The organism is Arthrobacter sp. 3Tela_A, from assembly GCF_049311025.1.
Classification (GTDB): Bacteria; Actinomycetota; Actinomycetes; order Actinomycetales; family Micrococcaceae; genus Arthrobacter_B.
The window spans coordinates 1-17,732 of sequence record NZ_JAXIOM010000073.1 but is presented as its reverse complement, the minus strand read 5'-3'; the positions used below and the strand labels follow the sequence as shown (position 1 = coordinate 17,732).

The 17,732-nt window shown below is 64.1% G+C and carries 16 protein-coding genes; 13 read left to right on the top strand and 3 right to left on the bottom strand.

Annotation, left to right across the window (positions count from 1 at the left end):
• Window positions 1-220 precede the first annotated feature (220 nt).
• Window positions 221-1,762 carry an ABC transporter permease gene (locus tag TVC13_RS16390; RefSeq protein ID WP_422402216.1) on the top strand — a complete coding sequence of 514 codons (1,542 nt, stop codon included), beginning with the start codon at window positions 221-223 and terminating at the stop codon, window positions 1,760-1,762.
• The gene (locus TVC13_RS16385) at window positions 1,759-2,778 is read left to right on the top strand and encodes an ABC transporter permease (protein ID WP_422402215.1); all 1,020 of its coding nucleotides are present in this window, start codon (window positions 1,759-1,761) and stop codon (window positions 2,776-2,778) included. The genes TVC13_RS16390 and TVC13_RS16385 overlap by 4 nt, the downstream gene beginning before the upstream one ends.
• Window positions 2,779-2,813: 35 nt before the next feature.
• Here TVC13_RS16385 and TVC13_RS16380 read toward each other — a convergent pair whose 3' ends face one another.
• Complete coding sequence (locus TVC13_RS16380) at window positions 2,814-3,443, bottom strand: PH domain-containing protein (protein ID WP_422402214.1); 630 nt, start codon at window positions 3,441-3,443, stop codon at window positions 2,814-2,816.
• Window positions 3,444-3,534: 91 nt separating this feature from the next.
• Between TVC13_RS16380 and TVC13_RS16375 the strand changes: the two genes are divergently transcribed.
• The 8 genes from TVC13_RS16375 (at window position 3,535) to TVC13_RS16340 (ending at window position 13,757) form a co-directional block, all read left to right on the top strand.
• Entirely contained in the window at window positions 3,535-5,367 is a 1,833-nt protein-coding gene (locus TVC13_RS16375; RefSeq protein ID WP_422402213.1) for an ABC transporter ATP-binding protein, read from the top strand.
• 402 nt (window positions 5,368-5,769) lie between these two features.
• A complete protein-coding gene (locus TVC13_RS16370; RefSeq protein ID WP_422402212.1) occupies window positions 5,770-7,401 on the top strand; it encodes a peptide ABC transporter substrate-binding protein in 1,632 nt (543 codons plus the stop codon).
• Window positions 7,402-7,544: 143 nt separating this feature from the next.
• Window positions 7,545-8,471, top strand: a complete 927-nt coding sequence (locus tag TVC13_RS16365; RefSeq protein ID WP_422402211.1) for an ABC transporter permease — start codon at window positions 7,545-7,547, stop codon at window positions 8,469-8,471.
• On the top strand, window positions 8,464-9,417 hold the full coding sequence (locus tag TVC13_RS16360) for an ABC transporter permease (protein WP_422402210.1): 954 nt from the start codon (window positions 8,464-8,466) through the stop codon (window positions 9,415-9,417). The genes TVC13_RS16365 and TVC13_RS16360 overlap by 8 nt, the downstream gene beginning before the upstream one ends.
• Window positions 9,414-10,040 carry an ATP-binding cassette domain-containing protein gene (locus TVC13_RS16355; protein WP_422402209.1) on the top strand — a complete coding sequence of 209 codons (627 nt, stop codon included), beginning with the start codon at window positions 9,414-9,416 and terminating at the stop codon, window positions 10,038-10,040. Before TVC13_RS16360 ends, TVC13_RS16355 begins: the two co-directional genes overlap by 4 nt.
• Window positions 10,041-10,048: 8 nt before the next feature.
• Window positions 10,049-11,110, top strand: a complete 1,062-nt coding sequence (locus tag TVC13_RS16350; RefSeq protein ID WP_422402208.1) for an ABC transporter ATP-binding protein — start codon at window positions 10,049-10,051, stop codon at window positions 11,108-11,110.
• 213 nt (window positions 11,111-11,323) lie between these two features.
• Window positions 11,324-13,246, top strand: coding sequence for a translational GTPase TypA (typA, locus tag TVC13_RS16345; RefSeq protein WP_422402207.1), 1,923 nt, complete (start codon window positions 11,324-11,326; stop codon window positions 13,244-13,246).
• Between the two features lie 55 nt (window positions 13,247-13,301).
• Entirely contained in the window at window positions 13,302-13,757 is a 456-nt protein-coding gene (locus TVC13_RS16340; protein WP_422402206.1) for a hypothetical protein, read from the top strand.
• Here the strand turns inward: TVC13_RS16340 and TVC13_RS16335 are convergent.
• Together TVC13_RS16335 and TVC13_RS16330 are read right to left on the bottom strand one after the other, a co-directional pair.
• A complete protein-coding gene (locus TVC13_RS16335) occupies window positions 13,754-14,272 on the bottom strand; it encodes an ArsR/SmtB family transcription factor (RefSeq protein WP_422402205.1) in 519 nt (172 codons plus the stop codon). The two genes, TVC13_RS16340 and TVC13_RS16335, sit on opposite strands and share 4 nt — an antisense overlap.
• A 31-nt stretch (window positions 14,273-14,303) precedes the next feature.
• Entirely contained in the window at window positions 14,304-14,552 is a 249-nt protein-coding gene (locus TVC13_RS16330) for a hypothetical protein (RefSeq protein WP_422402204.1), read from the bottom strand.
• A 124-nt stretch (window positions 14,553-14,676) separates the two neighbouring features.
• Between TVC13_RS16330 and fdxA the strand changes: the two genes are divergently transcribed.
• The 3 genes from fdxA to TVC13_RS16315 all read left to right on the top strand — a co-directional run bounded on the left by fdxA (window position 14,677) and on the right by TVC13_RS16315 (window position 17,631).
• Window positions 14,677-15,000: a ferredoxin gene (gene fdxA / locus TVC13_RS16325; RefSeq protein WP_055239466.1), complete on the top strand. Its 324-nt coding sequence runs from the start codon at window positions 14,677-14,679 to the stop codon at window positions 14,998-15,000.
• The gene (gene dapC / locus TVC13_RS16320) at window positions 14,997-16,151 is read left to right on the top strand and encodes a succinyldiaminopimelate transaminase (protein WP_422402203.1); all 1,155 of its coding nucleotides are present in this window, start codon (window positions 14,997-14,999) and stop codon (window positions 16,149-16,151) included. Before fdxA ends, dapC begins: the two co-directional genes overlap by 4 nt.
• Before the next feature lie 187 nt (window positions 16,152-16,338).
• A complete protein-coding gene (locus TVC13_RS16315) occupies window positions 16,339-17,631 on the top strand; it encodes a citrate synthase (protein ID WP_422402202.1) in 1,293 nt (430 codons plus the stop codon).
• Window positions 17,632-17,732 lie beyond the last annotated feature (101 nt).

Genomic DNA, 17,732 nt, shown 5'->3' with positions numbered 1-17,732 from the left:
GGCATTGGGAAGTTATGCAAAAATTCCATCCCAAAACAGATAACAATTACCCGCCGGGCGCCGGGGCGTTAAGGGCCCGGGCGCCCTGTCTTTTCCAAAACCCCCAGCAGCAGGCGGTAAGTGATTGGGAATAACCAAATTCCCAGCAACTATGACCTGCACTACACTTCTGCGAGTGCCGGGAGAACCCCCGGACCCGTTCTAATGAGGCTGACACTTTATGGTTACCTACATCGTCCGGCGGCTTCTGACCGCCGTGCTAATCCTCTTCGGGGCTTCGTTCCTGGTCTATCTCCTGACAGCGGCGTCAGGCGATCCCCTCCAAGACCTGCGCGAGAATCCCGCACCCAACCGCGACGAACTCATCCGTGCCAGGACTGAACTCCTTGACCTCGATGTTCCGGCACCCCTGCGCTATTTCTACTGGCTCGGCGGGGCCGTCAAGTGCCTGGCACCGTTCGCGGCCACCTGCGACCTGGGCCAGAGCATCCAGGGCGAGCAGGTGACTGATGCCCTGGCACGTGCCATGGGCGCCACGATCCTGCTTGTTACCACTGCCACCCTCCTGGCCATCATCGTGGGCATCTCCCTGGGCATCATCACGGCGCTGCGCCAGTACAGCTCGCTGGACTACGGCGTCACGTTCATGGCGTTCCTCTTCTTCTCCCTGCCGATCTTCTGGCTGGCTGTGCTCCTGAAGGAGTACGGCGCCATCGGGTTCAACAACTTCCTTGCCGACCCACAGATACCCCTCGCGGTGGTCTTGAGCGTCGGCGCCGCCAGCGGCCTGATCTGGGTCGTATTTGCCGGCGGCAGCCTACGGCGCAGGGCCATCGCGTTCGTGGCGGGCTTCGCGGTCGCCGCCGGTCTGCTCTACGTCCTGGGAGCCACCGGCTGGTTCGTCACGCCGAGCCTGGGCCCGGTTGTCATCGCAGTCACCGGTGTGGCCATTGCCTACGGCGTGACACTGCTCAGCGCCGGCCTGAAGAACCGCAAGGCGCTGTACTCGGCCCTGATCACCGTTGCCATCGGCGTCGTGGCCTACTACGCCCTGCAGCCCGTCCTGAACTCGGCCACCTGGCTGATGATGCTCCTCCTCGCCCTGGCCACCGTTGCCGTGGGCTGCCTGGTCGGTTACCTCATGGGAGGCTACGACCGTGGCCAGAGCATGCGCGGTGCTGCCCTCACCGGCCTGCTCGTTGGCGGATTGATCGTCCTGGACCGCTTTATGTACGCCTGGCCGTCCTACATGGACAACTCCCGCATCCGGGACCGGCCGATCGCCACGGTTGGCGCTTCCACACCGGGACTTAACGGCGACTTCTGGATCAGCGGCGTGGATACCTTCACCCACCTGCTGCTGCCCACGATCGCCCTGCTGCTGGCCTCCCTGGCCAGCTACAGCCGGTACTCCCGCGCCTCCATGCTGGAAATCATGAACATGGACTACATCCGCACTGCGCGCGCAAAAGGTCTTTCCGAGCGCACCGTGGTCATGCGGCACGCCTTCCGCAACGCCCTCATTCCGCTCGCCACAATCGTGGCCTTCGACATCGGTGCCCTGATTGGCGGCGCTGTGATCACCGAACAGGTCTTCGCCTTCAGCGGCATGGGCCAGCTGTTCGTCCAGGCCCTGCACCGGGTGGATCCCAACCCGATCATGGGCTTCTTCCTGGTAACCGGCATTCTGGCACTGGTCTTCAACCTGGTGGCAGACCTTGTTTATACCGTCCTTGATCCGCGCGTAAGGGTGAAGTCATGAGCACTACGTTTTCCGCCGAAACCCCCTCCAACCCGCCCGGAACAGAACCTGAGTCCACCGCCAAGGCGAAGACCAAGGGACTCTCGCAGGGACAGATTGTCCGCAAGCGCTTCTTCGACAACACCGCTGCGATCATCTCGCTGGTTGTCTTCGCGCTGATCTGCATCCTGGCATTCAGCTCCATCGGCTTTGCGGGTATTCCCGGCTGGTGGAAATACGACTACCGCCAGTTCACCGAACAGGTCAACGGCGGTGCACCCACCTTCGTCAACCTGTTCAACTGGGGTGAGCACCCCTTCGGCCAGGACCGCATTGGCCGTGACATGTTCGCCATGACCATGCGCGGCACGCAGCAGTCCATCATCGTGATGTTCCTGGTGGGTATCATCGCCTGCATCGTCGGCTCAGTTGTCGGCGCCGTTGCCGGCTACTTCCGCGGCTGGGTCGAAGCTGTCCTGATGCGCCTGACCGACGTCGTCATCATCATCCCGATCATCGTCATGGCCGCCGTCCTGGGCCAGATTGCCAACCGTCTGGTGGGCGCAGGAATCGGCGTCGTCCTCCTGGGAATCTTCCTGGGCCTGGCAACGTGGACGTCGCTGGCACGGCTGGTGCGCGGTGAGTTCCTCTCGCTGCGCGAGCGGGAGTTCGTCGATGCTGCACGCATCGCCGGCGCTTCCAACAACCGCATTATCTTCAAGCACATCCTGCCGAACGCCGTCGGCGTGATCATCGTAAACACCACACTGCTGATGTCCACGGCCATCCTGCTCGAAACCTCGCTGAGCTACATCGGTTTTGGCGTGCAGCCCCCGGACACGTCCCTTGGCCTGCTCATCAGCCAGAACCAGGAAGCGTTCCAGACCCGCCCGTGGCTCTTCTGGTGGCCGGGCCTGTTCATCGTGGCCATCTGCCTGTGCATCAACTTCATTGGTGATGGACTGCGCGATGCCTTTGACCCGCGGCAGAAGAAGTTCAATGCCAAGAAGGTCAAGGCAAAGAAGGCCGGCAACTAGTGGGAACGCTTTCCGCCGAAGCGGGGCTGGCTGTTCTAGGCCAGTCCCGCCAGGGCGAACAGCACTGCGGCGGCCGCAGCCAGCCCGAGGATCCAGCGCCAGTTGAAGCTCACCGCAGCGCGGGCGGCGTCAGTCTGGTCCGGATCGATCCGGCCGGCATTGACCAGGACTTCCCAGCGTTCGCGGACCATGCGGGCAGCCTGCCCGGAGTCCGTGTTGCTCAGGTCTCCCGGCCGCACCGAACCGCCGGCACCGTAGGTTGTGCCGGGGAGGTTCCGCAGATGTTCGGGCTTGCCCGCGTGGGTGCCCCAGACGCCGGGAGCGGGAGCGGCCCACGCCGTGTAGGAGCCCTTCGGGGTCACGAGCTTCAGCGCGAACTTGGTATCCACATGGATCAGGGCCGCCCACGGCACCTCAATGGTCCGGAAAGGGTTGTCCAGCCGGACACCGAGTTCGGACACCCGGACGCTGGGATACCAGAACAGCCACGCGGCTGCCGCGGGAATCAGGAACAGGGGAGCGGTGGCCAAAACGCCGCCGGCACCGTTGGTCCAGCCCGCGGAGAGAACTGCGGCGGCCGTGAGGGCTACGGCAATACCCACGAACCACTTGGTGGTGCGTGGACGGAAAACTTCGGTCTCGGGCTCGCTCTGCGGGTTCGGCATACCCCCATCGTTACAGCATTTTCAGGCGCCTCCGTAATCGGCCCGGTGATCCGGGGCCGGCGCGCAGCCTGGACGGAAGGAAACCACCGCCATGACTGAAACCATCAGCACAACACAGGCGAGCACCACGGGCCGGCCACCGGTCCTTGAGGTCCGCGACCTCTCCGTGGACTTCGGCGTGGACAAGGAATGGGTTCCCGCCGCGATCGGCCTGAACTACCACGTGAAGGCCGGGGAAGTCCTGGCCATCGTCGGTGAGTCCGGCTCCGGCAAGAGCGCCAGCTCCATGGCCCTGCTGGGGCTGCTGCCCAAAAACTCCCGGGTTACCGGTGAAGTCCTGCTGGACGGTGAACCGCTCCTGGGCCTGTCGCAGCATAAGCTTCGGCAGGTGCGCGGCAACGACGTCGCCGTGATCTTCCAGGAGCCCATGACGGCGCTGAACCCGGTTTATACAGTGGGCTTCCAGATCGTGGAAACACTGCGCCTGCATAACGAGCTATCGCCCGATGAGGCCAAAAAGCGTGCCCTTAAGCTGCTGGACATGGTGGAGCTGCCGGACCCCGAGAAGGCGTTCAAGTCCTACCCGCACCAGCTCTCCGGCGGCCAGCGCCAGCGTGCCATGATCGCCCAGTCACTCTCCTGTGATCCGAAACTGCTGATCGCCGACGAACCCACCACCGCGCTGGACGTGACGGTCCAGGCCGAGATCCTGGACCTGATGCGCAACCTGCGCAACAAGCTCAACTCGGCCATTGTCCTGATTACCCATGACATGGGCGTGGTAGCCGACCTGGCAGACCGCATTGCAGTGATGCGCCACGGAGTCATCGTGGAAACGGGTACCGCCAAGGAAATCTTCTCCAACCCCCAGCACCCCTACACCCGGGCGCTGCTGGAGTCCGTCCCGCACCTGGGGCAGGGCGCAGACGGAGACGGCGACGTGGACGTGGTTGCTGCGCTGGCAGCTGCCACGCACGTTGAGCTTGAATCCGTGGAGCAGGAAGAACTGGAGCGCCGGGAAGCGGAAGTCCTCTCCGGCCTTCGAACCGACGCCGCAGCCAAGGTGGACGCCGCCGGCGGCGAGCCGGTGCTGGTCCTTGAGAACGTGGCGATCGAGTATCCCAAGCAGGGCCGGGTGGCCGCCTTCCGTGCCGTGGAGGGTGCCAACCTGCGCATCCTGCCGGGCCAGGTCATGGGGCTGGTGGGCGAATCGGGCTCCGGCAAGACCACCATCGGCCGTGCCGCCGTCGGCCTCCTTCCCGTTGCCGAGGGCGAGCTGCGTGTGGTGGGGACGGACATCTCCGAACTGAAGCCCAACTCCAAGGCCATGCATGCCCTGCGCCGCCAGGTGGGAATGGTCTTCCAGGATCCGTCATCGTCCCTGAACCCCCGGCTGCCCATCGGTGAGAGCATTGGCGAGCCGATGTTCCTGGCCGGTGAAGCCAAGGGGGCTGCCCTGCAGCAGCGGATCGAGGAACTGCTGGACCAGGTTGAGCTGCCCCGTGCGTACCGGAACCGCTACCCGCATGAGCTTTCCGGCGGACAGAAGCAGCGTGTGGGCATTGCCCGGGCCCTGTCGCTGAAGCCCAAGCTGATGGTGGCGGATGAGCCGACGTCCGCGCTGGACGTGTCCGTTCAGGCCAAGGTCCTGGAGCTGTTCCAGAACCTGCAGCGCGAGCTCGGTTTTGCCTGCCTGTTCGTGACCCATGACCTCGCGGTGGTGGATGTCCTTGCCGACCACATCTGCGTGATGCGCAGCGGGCGGATTGTGGAACAGGGCACGCGTGACCAGATCCTGCGCAACCCGCAGGAGGAATACACGCAGCGGCTCATCGCAGCGGTGCCGCTCCCGGATCCGGAGAAGCAGCGCGAGCGCCGCGAGCTGCGGGCCAAGCTGCTCGAAGCGTCTGGCCCCGTCGGCTAGCCCTCGCCCCACCCCGAGATGGCAGAAACTGCCCGTTTGGAGCTCCAAACGGGCAGTTTCTGTGTGTTCGGTGGGGAAACGGAGGGGCCCCGCCTGTGAACTGCACATTATCAGCATGCTGTCCAGCGACTCGCGTGGCCGATCTAACATCGTCCTTGAATCGTTATATAGAGGGCCTTCTCGATATACTTCTGTACACGGGGGACAGGCTTCGAGGGCATCCGCACAACGGATAGCTCCGGCGGGCGTGTCCCCTTTTTGGTTGCCCGGGAAAGCCCGGGAACGAACCATGGACCATTTGCTGAGGTCTGAGGAAGAGTCATTGGGTCCCTCCCAGCAGCTGCTACCCGGGCATCAGCGCCGGAAACAAGACACCGGCTTCCTTTCTAGACAGGAGGCGGAATGCGTTTACAGCGCGTATCCAAGGTTGTCAGCGTGGCGGTGGTCGCCGCCCTAGCGCTGGGAGCCTGCGGCGGAGGAAGCGACAGCAGTAACTCCGCTGCCACCAGTACGAGCATTACGGCCAACGGCACCGAGCCGCAGAATCCGCTGCTCCCCGCCAACACCAACGAGGTGGGCGGCGGACGGATCATGGACCTTCTGTTCGAAGGTTTGGTGAGCTACGACGCCGACGGCAAGACAGTAAATGAAATTGCCGAGTCCATCGAGACCGAGGACTCGCAGCACTACACGATTACCCTGAAGGACGGAAAGACCTTCTCCAACGGGGAACCCGTGACGGCTTCATCCTTCGTGGATGCATGGAACTTTGGGGCTGCTGCCAAGAACGCACAGCTGAACTCATACTTCTTCGAGAGCATCGAAGGCTATGACGAAGTGAGTGCCGAAGGCGCAACCGCAGAGACCATGAGCGGCCTGCAGGTTCTCGATGAGAAGACCTTTACCGTGACGCTCTCACAGCCGGAATCCGACTGGCCGCTGCGTCTGGGCTACACGGCCTTCTACCCGCTGCCCCCGCAGGCCTTTGAGGACCCGGCAGCGTTCGGGGAAAACCCGGTAGGTAACGGCCCCTACATGCTGGCCGGTGACAACGCCTGGCAGCATGAAGTCCAGATCGACCTGGTTACCAACCCCGACTACACGGGCACCCGGGTTCCGCAGAACTCCGGCGTGACGTTCAAGTTCTACTCCTCCTACGATGCCGCATACGCGGATCTGCAGGCGGACAACCTGGACGTGCTGGACCAGATGCCGGCCGCAGCCCAGAAGACCTTCAAGTCAGACCTGGGCGAGGGACGCTACTCGGAGAAGCCGACGGCACAGAACCAGACCATCACCATTCCCCAGTACCTCGATGAGTTCTCCGGGGAAGCAGGTGCGCTGCGCCGCCAGGCCATCTCCATGGCGATCAACCGCGAGGAGGTTACCGACGTCATCTTCTCCGGTGCACGGCAGCCGGCCAACGAGTTCACCTCTCCGGTGATCGAGGGCTTTGACTCCGAGCTGGCCGGCTCGGACGTGCTGGCCTACAACCCCGAGCGTGCCAAGGAACTCTGGGATGAAGCCGAGGCGATCTCCCCGTGGCCCGAAGGCAAGGCCTTCACCATTGGCTACAACGCCGACGGCGACCACAAGGAGTGGGTTGACGCGGTCTGCAACTCCCTGAAGAACGTCCTTGGTGTGGACGCACAGGGCAAGGCTTACTCGACCTTCAAGGAACTGCGGTCGGACGCCACCGCCAAGACCCTGAGCGGAGCCATCCGGACGGGCTGGCAGGCGGACTACCCGTCGCTGTACAACTTCCTCGGCCCGCTCTACGGAACCGGCGCCGGGTCCAACGACGGCGATTACTCGAGCCAGGTATTTGACGACCTGCTGTCAAAGGGTCTGTCTGCGCCCACCGCTGAAGAGGGTGCGGCAATCTTCAACCAGGCCCAGGAAGTCCTGCTGCAGGACCTCCCGGTAATTCCGCTGTGGTACCAGGTATCCCAAACCGGCTGGAGCAGCAACGTCACTGACGTGGAAACCGGCTGGAACGGCGTGCCTGTGTACTACAACATCGCACGCAAGTAATCCTGGCCGGCGAGCCGGCGGCCGTTTCCCGTTCCTGTCCAACAAGGCAGGAAACGGGGACGGCCCCGGCCGTCTGCCGCCAGAACAGGATGGTTTTCCATGTTCAAACCAGCCCTTCGAACTGACCAGGGCAGGTCCCGCCGATGACCAGATACATCGCCCGCCGGGTCCTGCAGATGATCCCGGTGTTCTTCGGGGCCACTCTGCTGGTCTATTTCCTCGTTTTTTCGCTCCCCGGAGACCCGATCGCCGCACTGTTCGGGGACCGGCCGGTCAACGAGGTAGTCGCCGCGCAGCTGCGTGAACAGTACAACCTGGACCAGCCCTTCATCGTTCAGTACTTCGAGTATCTGAAAAACCTGCTGACCTTTAACCTGGGCAACGACTTCTCCGGCCGTCCCGTGGCCGAAGTCCTGGCGCAGATCTTCCCGGTCACCATGCGCCTGGCTGTGCTGGCGCTGTGCTTCGAAGCTGTGTTCGGCATTGTCTTCGGCCTGATCGCAGGTTTGAAGAAGGGCCGGATCTTTGATGCCACCGTGCTCTTTGTGTCGCTGGTGGTCATCGCCATCCCGGTCTTTGTGCTGGGTTTCCTCCTGCAATTCATCATCGGCGTCAAACTTGGCTGGACAGCTCCCACAGTGGGAGCGAGCGCCGGCTGGAGCGATCTGATACTTCCCGCCGTCGTCCTGGGCCTGGCATCCTTCGCCTACGTCCTGCGGCTGACGCGCACCTCAGTCATTGAAAACATGAATGCCGACTACGTCCGCACCGCCACGGCCAAGGGCCTCTCCCGCGGGCGCGTGGTCACCGTGCACATTCTGCGCAACTCCCTGATCCCGGTCATCACCTTCCTGGGTGCAGACCTTGGCGCGCTGATGGGCGGCGCGATCGTCACGGAAGGCATCTTCAACGTGCCCGGCGTCGGGCAGAAGCTCTACCAGGCCGTCATCCGCGGCGAAGGGCCCACAATCGTCTCCATTGTGAGCGTGCTGGTTCTTGTCTATGTGGTGGCGAACCTGCTGGTTGACCTGCTGTACGCCTGGCTGGACCCAAGGATCCGTTATGAGTAAGAGTTCCCGGACCCAGGAGCACTTTGTTGCGGCGGTGGATTCGGACGTACTTCCGGAGACCGACGCAGTCCAGGACGGCAAGGCCCCGCTGAGCATGTGGGGGGAGGCATGGCGGAACCTGCGCCGCAGGCCGCTGTTCATTATCTCCGCCCTGCTGATCCTGCTGATTATCGCGGTGGCGGCCTTTCCGCAGCTCTTCACCCAGACCCCGCCGGACGGAGCCTGCTACCTGGCCGACTCCAATGCCGGGCCCAGTCCGGGGCATCCGCTCGGATTCACGCTGCAGGGGTGTGACGTCTATGCCCGGCTCATCTACGGAACCCGGGCGTCCCTGCTGGTCGGCATCATCACCACCGTCTCGGTGGTGCTGCTGGGCGGAACGCTCGGCGCGCTCGCCGGCTACTACGGCGGATGGCTTGACGCCGTGATCGCACGGCTGGGCGACATCTTCTTCGCCCTGCCGCTGATCCTGGGCGCCATCATTGTGATGCAGCTGCCCATGTTCCGCGAAAACCGCAACATCTGGACAGTGGTGCTCACCCTGGTGGTCTTCGGATGGCCGCAGATCGCCCGCATCACACGGGGTGCAGTGATCTCCGTGCGCAACGCGGACTTCGTCGTTGCCTCCCGTGCCCTGGGCGTTTCCAAGTTCCAGGCGCTGGTGAAGCATGTTCTTCCCAACGCCCTGGCCCCGGTGATCGTCACGGCCACCATTTCCCTGGGCACCTTCATCGTGGCTGAAGCCACCCTGTCCTTCCTGGGGATCGGCCTGCCGCCGGACATCATGTCCTGGGGCAATGACATCTCCGCCGCCCAGACCTCGCTGCGCTCCAACCCCGCAGCGCTGCTGTGGCCGGCAGGGGCGCTGTCCGTCACTGTCCTCAGTTTCATCATGCTCGGCGATGCCGTGCGTGATGCCCTCGATCCGAAAGCCCGCAAGCTATGACATCCACTGCCCAAAACCCGGCCGCCGAGCCGGCCCCGCTGCTGGACATCCGCTCGCTCGCGATTTCCTTCACCACGTCCAACGGCACGGTCAACGCCGTCCAGGACGCAAACCTGACCGTCCTTCCCGGGGAAACCGTGGCAATCGTGGGGGAGTCGGGTTCGGGAAAGTCGACGACGGCGCTCGCAGCCATCGGCCTGCTGCCCGGCAACGGGCAGATCAGCGCCGGCCAGATCATTTTTGACGGCGAAGACATCACCCATGCCAGCGCCAAGCGGATCGTCGAGCTGCGCGGCAACTCGATCGGCATGGTGCCTCAGGACCCAATGTCCAACCTGAACCCGGTGTGGAAGATCGGTTTCCAGGTGCGGGAGACGCTGAAGGCAAACGGCCGCCCAGCCACTGACGCGGATGTTGCCCGGGTGCTGAGCCAGGCGGGCCTGCCCGACGCCGCCTCCCGTGCCAGGCAGTACCCGCACGAGTTCTCCGGCGGCATGCGCCAGCGCGCCCTAATCGCCATTGGCCTCTCCTGCTCGCCTCGGCTGCTGATTGCAGACGAGCCGACCTCGGGGCGCGGCCGGCCCGGGCCCCGCGCCAGATCCTGGACCACCTGGAAACGCTGACCCGGGAAATGGGTACCGCCGTCCTGCTGATCACCCATGACCTGGGCCTGGCCGCCGAGCGTGCCCAGCGCGTGGTGGTGATGTACAAGGGGCGGGTCGTGGAGTCCGGGCCGGCGCTGGAGATCCTGCGGAACCCGCAGCATCCGTATACGAAGCGTCTTGTGGAATCCGCGCCGTCGCTCGCGTCCAAGCGGATCGACACTATCCGGGACCGGGGGCTGGAGGTGCCGGCACCTGAGGTTCCGGACGAGCAGGAGGCCGGCAGGCCGGGCGTCATTGAAGTCCGCAACCTGACCAAGGTCTTCAAGCTGCGCAGCGGACTGGGCCGGCACACCGACTTCACGGCGGTGGACAACGTGTCCTTCTCGGTGCCGCAGGGCACCACTACCGCCGTCGTGGGTGAATCCGGCTCCGGAAAGTCCACCGTTGCCCGTATGGTGCTGAACCTGGAAACCCCCACCAGCGGCAGCATCCTCTTTAAGGGAACGGACATGACCACTCTGGACAGGAAGAAGCTCTTCGCCTTCCGCCGCAGGGTGCAGCCCATCTTCCAGGATCCGTACGGCTCCCTGGATCCGATGTACAACATCTTCCACACCATCGAGGAGCCGCTGAGGGTCCACGGGATTGGTGACGCCGCGAGCCGTGCTGCGAAGGTCCGGAAGCTGCTGGACCAGGTGGCACTGCCAACAACGGTGATGCGCCGGTTCCCGAATGAGCTCTCCGGCGGCCAGCGCCAGCGTGTGGCCGTGGCCCGTGCCCTGGCACTGGACCCGGAGGTTGTCATCTGTGATGAGGCGGTTTCCGCACTGGATGTCCTGGTGCAGGCGCAGATCCTCAACCTGCTCGCCGAACTTCAGGCCGACCTCGGGCTGAGCTACCTCTTCATTACGCACGACCTCGCGGTGGTCCGGCAGATCGCGGACGACGTCTGCGTCATGCAGAAGGGAAAGGTGGTGGAAACCGGAACTACGGACGAAGTCTTCAACAATCCGCGCCAGGACTACACGAAGGCCCTGCTCGACGCGATCCCGGGCGCGGGCCTCGAACTGCCGCCGGAGGCGGCCTAGGGAAGCGGATTTGCGGCCGGAGACCACAGCGCATTAGGGAACCTTTGGCAAAACGACTAGAATGGTATGGTGCCCGCTGACGGCGGCCTCTCGGTGACTTCTTACACGTGTGTTCCAACGCAGCATTTGTACAGAACTGCCGGATTCTCCGGATCGACCCCGGACCACTGTGAATTATCCCCGAACTGTTACCTATGAATTGAGTCTTCACGCATGTCAGAAACCAACACGGCTGTAAACAGCGCAGTGCGTAGCGATCTCCGCAACGTTGCTATTGTGGCCCACGTTGACCACGGCAAAACGACCCTCGTCGACGCCATGCTCAAGCAGACGAACTCCTTTGCTTCGCACGGAGATGTCGAAGAACGCGTGATGGACTCAGGTGACCTGGAACGTGAAAAGGGCATCACCATCCTGGCCAAGAACACCACGGTGTTCTACAACGGCCCGGCTGCCAACGGCGAAACCATCACCATCAACGTGATCGACACCCCCGGCCACGCCGACTTCGGCGGTGAGGTCGAGCGCGGCCTGTCCATGGTCGACGGCGTTGTGCTGCTCGTTGATGCCTCTGAGGGCCCGCTGCCGCAGACCCGCTTCGTGCTGCGCAAGGCGCTGGCCGCCAAGCTTCCCGTGGTGCTGCTGGTCAACAAGACCGACCGCCCCGATGCCCGCATCGACGAGGTTGTCAGCGAGTCCATGGACCTGCTCCTTGGCCTGGCTTCCGACCTTGCGGACGAAGTTCCCGACCTTGATCTTGACCTGGTCCTGAACGTCCCCGTCGTTTACGCTGCCGCCCGTGTTGGCGCAGCCTCGCTGGAGCAGCCGGCCGACGGCCAGGCACCCGCGAACGACAACCTGGAGCCGCTCTTCCAGACCATCATTGAGCACATCCCGGCTCCGACCTACGATCCGGAAGGTGTGCTGCAGGCGCACGTCACCAACCTGGACGCTTCACCCTTCCTGGGCCGCCTGGCGCTGCTGCGCATCTTCAACGGCACCCTGCGCAAGGGACAGCAGGTCGCCTGGGCCCGCCACGACGGCACGATGAAGACCGTAAAGATCACCGAACTGCTGGCCACCAAGGCACTCGAGCGTGTTCCGGCAGAATCCGCCGGACCCGGCGAGATCGTCGCCGTCGCCGGCATCGAGGACATCACCATTGGTGAAACCCTCACCGACGTGGACAACCCCAAGCCGCTGCCGCTGATCACCGTGGATGATCCCGCGATCTCCATGACCATCGGTATCAACACCTCGCCGCTGGCCGGCAAGGTCAAGGGCGCCAAGGTCACCGCACGCCAGGTGAAGGACCGCCTGGACAAGGAACTGATCGGTAACGTCTCCCTGCGCGTGCTGCCCACCGAACGTCCGGATGCCTGGGAAGTCCAGGGCCGCGGCGAGCTCGCCCTGGCGATCCTGGTTGAGCAGATGCGCCGTGAAGGCTTCGAACTCACCGTCGGCAAGCCGCAGGTTGTCACCAAGGTGATCGACGGCAAGGTCCACGAGCCGATGGAACACATGACCATCGACGTGCCCGAGGAATACCTCGGCGCCGTCACCCAGCTGCTGGCAGCCCGCAAGGGCCGCATGGTCAACATGGCCAACCACGGCACCGGCTGGGTCCGCATGGAATTCATTGTTCCCGCCCGCGGCCTGATCGGCTTCCGCACCCGCTTCCTCACGGAAACCCGCGGCGCCGGCATCTCCGCTTCCATCGCCGAGGGCTACGAGCCGTGGGCCGGTCCGATCGAATACCGCACCAACGGTTCGATGATCGCTGACCGCGCCGGCGTCGTAACCCCGTTCGCCATGATCAACCTGCAGGAACGCGGCTCCTTCTTCGTAGAGCCGACCTCCGAGGTTTACGAAGGCATGATCGTGGGCGAGAACTCGCGCGCCGATGACATGGATGTGAACATCACCAAGGAAAAGAAGCTCACCAACATGCGTGCAGCTTCCTCGGATACCTTTGAGAACCTGACCCCGCCGCGCAAGCTGACCCTCGAGGAATCCCTTGAGTTCGCCCGCGAGGACGAGTGCGTGGAGGTCACCCCGGAGTCGATCCGCATCCGCAAGCTGATCCTGGACGCCAACGAGCGTTCCAAGGCCAACCGCGCCCGCGCGAAGGCCTAGTCCAATCGCTGATTTCCAGGCACCAGGTCACAGGGTCCCGCGCTGGCGGGGCCCTGTGGCCGTGGTGCTTGGCGCCCTCGCCGCGGGCATCCTGGGAACATCACTGCATGCCCAGGTGCTCTACGCAGGGGATACCCCGCTGCCGCTCGGGGCGGTGGGAGCTTTGCTCTTTAGCGCCGCCACGGCAGTCTTTGCCGGGCTATGGGCACGCTCCGTGGCCGTCAGTGCAGCCACCGGCGTCCTGACGTACGTTCTGCTCGGTGCGTTTTCCCTGGACATGTTCAGCGGCCCGCTGATCGTCACGGGTACATCCTCCGGACTGGACCTGCCCGTCGTGACGTCAGGGCTCATCTGGCTCTTCGGCCAGTCGCTGGCGACAGTGGCAGCGGTTCTGGTGACCGCCGTCGTGCTTCGGCGCGAAGCCCGCTTCGAGCGTGTTTCCGCCGCAAACCCGGTGCTTCCCTACGGGACGGACCCGGGTTACCGGCCGGGCCCGGGCCCGCTGGGCTAGGCAGCCCCTGAAGCCAGCCGTTCGCTGGTGCGGTCCAGGTGATGGGCCAGCATCAGCGACGTAGGCGTACCGTCCGGATCCGGACCACGCAGTGCATAATCGTCGAAAACCGCCCGCAGCTTCTCCATGAGCACGCGGCGGTTTTCCTCGTTAAGGCACAGCCCCATGCGCACCACTTCAATGTCCGACGGGGGCAGGCCTTCAATTTCCTGCAGGAATGTCTCAATGAAGACCATGTTGGCGCTCTCCGGGAGGGAAGCTTTCCAGCTCAGTCCGGTGGCCCGGTAGGGGATTTCCTTGGCGCCGCGGTTACCGCTGCGGGGTGTGCCGGCCGCGAGGAATCCGGTCCCCAGCAGGGTCCGCACATGATGCAGCGCCGTCGCAGGGTTCAGCTCCAGCGCCTCGGCAATTTCCTGATTGGTGCGCTCAGCATGCAGGCACAAACGCAGGATCCGCAGGCGGACCGGGGAGCTCAGGGCTCGTCCCCGGGCCTGAATCACATCGTCCTTTGGCATCAGTCCAGCATACGCCGGGCTGGACGGCGGCCTAGGCCGGGGGCTGGGGACGCCGCGGCCTGCGGCGTTCCGGCGCAGGCGGGACCGGTTTGCCCGCCGTGACCAGGGACCACTGTATGGTTACCGGGCCGTTCCTGGTCTCAAGCGTGCATCCCTCGGTGTCCAGGGCGGTGATGGTCCCCAGGGCGTCCGTCAGCCCGCCGTCAATGCGGTAGCGCACGACGGCGCGCTGCCCGGTTCCGGCTGCGCGCAGCCGTTCCTCGGGGGATGGGGTTGTCACCGTTACATAGTACGCGGCACCCTCCCGGCTGGGAGATAATGGGACGGACTACTAACGTGGAAGCATTACCTCGTGGAGATCCGCTCACTCGCGGAAATCCGCACACCAAGGAAGGCAAAGGGACGTGACGTACGTAATTGCGCAGCCATGCGTGGATGTAAAAGACAAGGCATGCATCGAAGAGTGCCCCGTGGACTGCATCTACGAAGGTGAACGTTCCCTGTATATCCACCCTGATGAATGCGTGGACTGCGGCGCCTGCGAACCGGTGTGCCCGGTTGAAGCGATCTACTACGAGGACGACACCCCTGAAGAGTGGGCCGACTACTACAAGGCCAACGTTGAGTTCTTCGATGACCTCGGTTCCCCCGGCGGTGCCGCCAAGCTCGGCAACACGCACAAGGATCACCCGATGATCGCCGCTCTGCCGCCGCAGAACCAGGAATGAGCATCAAGGCCCCCGGGGGATTCGGACTGAACCTTCCAGAGTACCCCTGGGAAGCCATGGCACCGTACGTACAGCAGGCATCCGCCCACGCTGACGGCGCCGTGAACCTGTCGATCGGCACGCCGGTGGATCCCACCCCGGAATTCATCCAGGCCGCACTGGCCGCTGCGGCCAACGCGCCGGGGTATCCCACCACCCACGGGACGCTGGAGCTGCGGCAGGGAATCGCCGGCTGGTTCGCCCGCCGCCGGTCAGTGCCGGGCCTGGACCCGCAGGACATCATGCCCACGGTAGGTTCCAAGGAACTAGTGGCCTGGCTGCCGCTGCTGCTGGGGCTGGGCGCCGGCGACGTCGTCGTCCGTCCCACCGTTGCCTACCCGACCTACGACATGGGGGCCGTCCTCGCCGGGGCAACGCCCGTGGCTGCGGATGACCTCTCGGAACTCGACGAGCAGACCCGGGCGCGCGTCCGGCTGGTCTGGATCAACTCACCCGGAAATCCAACCGGCAGCGTGCGCAGCGCCGAGTCCATGGCGGCCCTGGTGGACCAGGCCCGCGCGCTCGGCGCCGTCGTAGCCTCGGACGAGTGCTACGCCGAACTCGGCTGGAGCGAATGGGACACCGCACGCGGCGGAGCCCCGGTTCCCTCCGTGCTGGACCCGCGCATCAGCGGAGGCAGCAACGAGTCGCTGCTCGCCGTCTATTCGCTGAGCAAGCAGTCGAACCTCGCCGGTTACCGCGCCGCGTTCGTGGCCGGCGACGGCGCGATCATTGCCAACCTGGTGAACAGCCGCAAGCACGCCGGAATGATCGTCCCGGCGCCCGTGCAGGCGGCGATGCTGGCAGCGCTCTCGGATGACAGGCATGTGGCGGAGCAGAAGGACAAGTACCGGGCGCGGCGCGAGATGCTGGTGCCGGCCCTGGAAGCCTTCGGACTCGAGATCAGCAGTTCCGAAGCAGGTCTTTACCTGTGGGCGACCGCAGGCGAGGACACCTGGACCACCGTTGAACGGTTTGCCGCACTGGGGATTGTGGTGGGCCCGGGTGTAATTTACGGCGACGCCGGTGCCGGCTACGTCCGGGTAGCGCTTACGGGCAGTGACGAACGGGTTGCAGCGGCTGCACGGCGGCTGGCTGAAGCTGCCGTCTGATTGGCCGGTGGCATTATGCACTGATGTTGCGCTTGCACAACAACATGGCTGCCGATTAGTGGTATCGCCCGGTAAACCGGTAGCGTTTTAGCGAAATAGATAAAAGCACGAATGTGTACTATGGGCGCTCTTCTCACGAGGACGCGGGCCCGTAGCAGTGGGTTCTTCAAACTCCTGAAGGAGAAACATGACTGAGCGACCGAGTGCCGAACTGCACTATGGGACCGACCCTGCGGACAAGCTGGAGCTGCCCCGCATCGCGGCCAAGGAAGGCAACGACGGCTTCGACGTATCGAAGCTGCTGAAGCAGACCGGCACCGTTACTTTCGACCCCGGTTTTATGAACACCGCGGCCACCACCTCGGCGATCACTTACATCGACGGCGATGCCGGAATCCTGCGCTACCGCGGATACCCGATCGAGCAGCTGGCCAAGCACTCAAGTTTCCTGGAAACCTCGTACCTGCTCATCTACGGCAACCTGCCCACCCCGGCAGAGCTCGAGGCTTTTGATCACCGGATCCGCCGCCACACGCTGCTGCACGAGGACCTCAAGGGCTTCTTCGGCGGCTTCCCGCGCGACGCGCACCCGATGCCGGTGCTGTCCTCCGCCGTCAGCGCTCTCTCCACGTTCTACCAGGACTCACTGGATCCCTTTGACGAGGAACAGGTGGAACTCTCCACCGTTCGCCTCATGGCAAAGCTCCCCGTGATCGCGGCGTACGCGCACAAGAAGAGCATCGGCCAGCCCATGCTCTACCCGGACAACTCCATGAACCTGGTGGAGAACTTCATGCGGCTCTCCTTCGGCCTGCCCGCCGAGCCGTATGAACTGAACCCGAAGCTGGTCAAGGCCCTGGACCTGCTGCTGATCCTGCACGCGGACCACGAGCAGAACTGCTCCACGTCCACCGTCCGCCTGGTCGGCAGCTCCAACGCGAACATGTTCGCTTCCATCTCTGCCGGCATCAGTGCCCTCTTCGGCCCGCTGCACGGCGGCGCCAATGAAGCCGTGCTGAACATGCTGCGGGACATTCAGTCCACCGGCATGCAGCCGGAAGACTTCATGGAGAAGGTCAAGAACAAGGAAGACGGCGTGAAGCTCATGGGCTTCGGGCACCGCGTCTACAAGAACTACGACCCGCGCGCCAAGATCGTCAAGGCCACCGCACACGAGATCCTCGCAGACCTCGGCGGCAACGACGAGCTGCTGGATATCGCGATGCGCCTCGAAGAGAAGGCCCTCGCGGACGACTACTTCATCGAGCGCAAGCTCTACCCGAACGTCGACTTCTACACCGGCCTGATCTACAAGGCCATGGGCTTCCCGGAGAAGATGTTCACCGTGCTCTTCGCCATCGGCCGCCTGCCGGGCTGGATCGCCCAGTGGCGCGAAATGATGCAGGACCCGCAGACGAAGATTGGCCGCCCGCGCCAGCTTTACACGGGCCTCCCGGAGCGCAACTACCCGGAGCGCTAAACGCGGCGCCTGACAGGTTCTATAAAGGACGGGCCCCCGTGCGCAAGCGGCGCGAGCCGGGCCCGGGGGTTGGGTTAAGGGGGGGGGGGGGCGCCCCGCCG

What these genes read in the sequence shown, in the direction of transcription:
- TVC13_RS16365 (WP_422402211.1), top strand. Translation starts at nt 7,545, where the DNA reads ATGACCAGATACATCGCCCGCCGGGTCCTGCAGATGATCCCGGTGTTC.
- TVC13_RS16390 (WP_422402216.1), top strand. Translation starts at nt 221, where the DNA reads ATGGTTACCTACATCGTCCGGCGGCTTCTGACCGCCGTGCTAATCCTC.
- TVC13_RS16360 (WP_422402210.1), top strand. Translation starts at nt 8,464, where the DNA reads ATGAGTAAGAGTTCCCGGACCCAGGAGCACTTTGTTGCGGCGGTGGAT.
- TVC13_RS16370 (WP_422402212.1), top strand. Translation starts at nt 5,770, where the DNA reads ATGCGTTTACAGCGCGTATCCAAGGTTGTCAGCGTGGCGGTGGTCGCC.
- TVC13_RS16385 (WP_422402215.1), top strand. Translation starts at nt 1,759, where the DNA reads ATGAGCACTACGTTTTCCGCCGAAACCCCCTCCAACCCGCCCGGAACA.
- TVC13_RS16350 (WP_422402208.1), top strand. Translation starts at nt 10,049, where the DNA reads ATGGGTACCGCCGTCCTGCTGATCACCCATGACCTGGGCCTGGCCGCC.
- TVC13_RS16380 (WP_422402214.1), bottom strand. Translation starts at nt 3,443, where the DNA reads ATGCCGAACCCGCAGAGCGAGCCCGAGACCGAAGTTTTCCGTCCACGC.
- TVC13_RS16315 (WP_422402202.1), top strand. Translation starts at nt 16,339, where the DNA reads ATGACTGAGCGACCGAGTGCCGAACTGCACTATGGGACCGACCCTGCG.
- typA (WP_422402207.1), top strand. Translation starts at nt 11,324, where the DNA reads ATGTCAGAAACCAACACGGCTGTAAACAGCGCAGTGCGTAGCGATCTC.
- TVC13_RS16335 (WP_422402205.1), bottom strand. Translation starts at nt 14,272, where the DNA reads ATGCCAAAGGACGATGTGATTCAGGCCCGGGGACGAGCCCTGAGCTCC.
- dapC (WP_422402203.1), top strand. Translation starts at nt 14,997, where the DNA reads ATGAGCATCAAGGCCCCCGGGGGATTCGGACTGAACCTTCCAGAGTAC.
- TVC13_RS16355 (WP_422402209.1), top strand. Translation starts at nt 9,414, where the DNA reads ATGACATCCACTGCCCAAAACCCGGCCGCCGAGCCGGCCCCGCTGCTG.
- TVC13_RS16375 (WP_422402213.1), top strand. Translation starts at nt 3,535, where the DNA reads ATGACTGAAACCATCAGCACAACACAGGCGAGCACCACGGGCCGGCCA.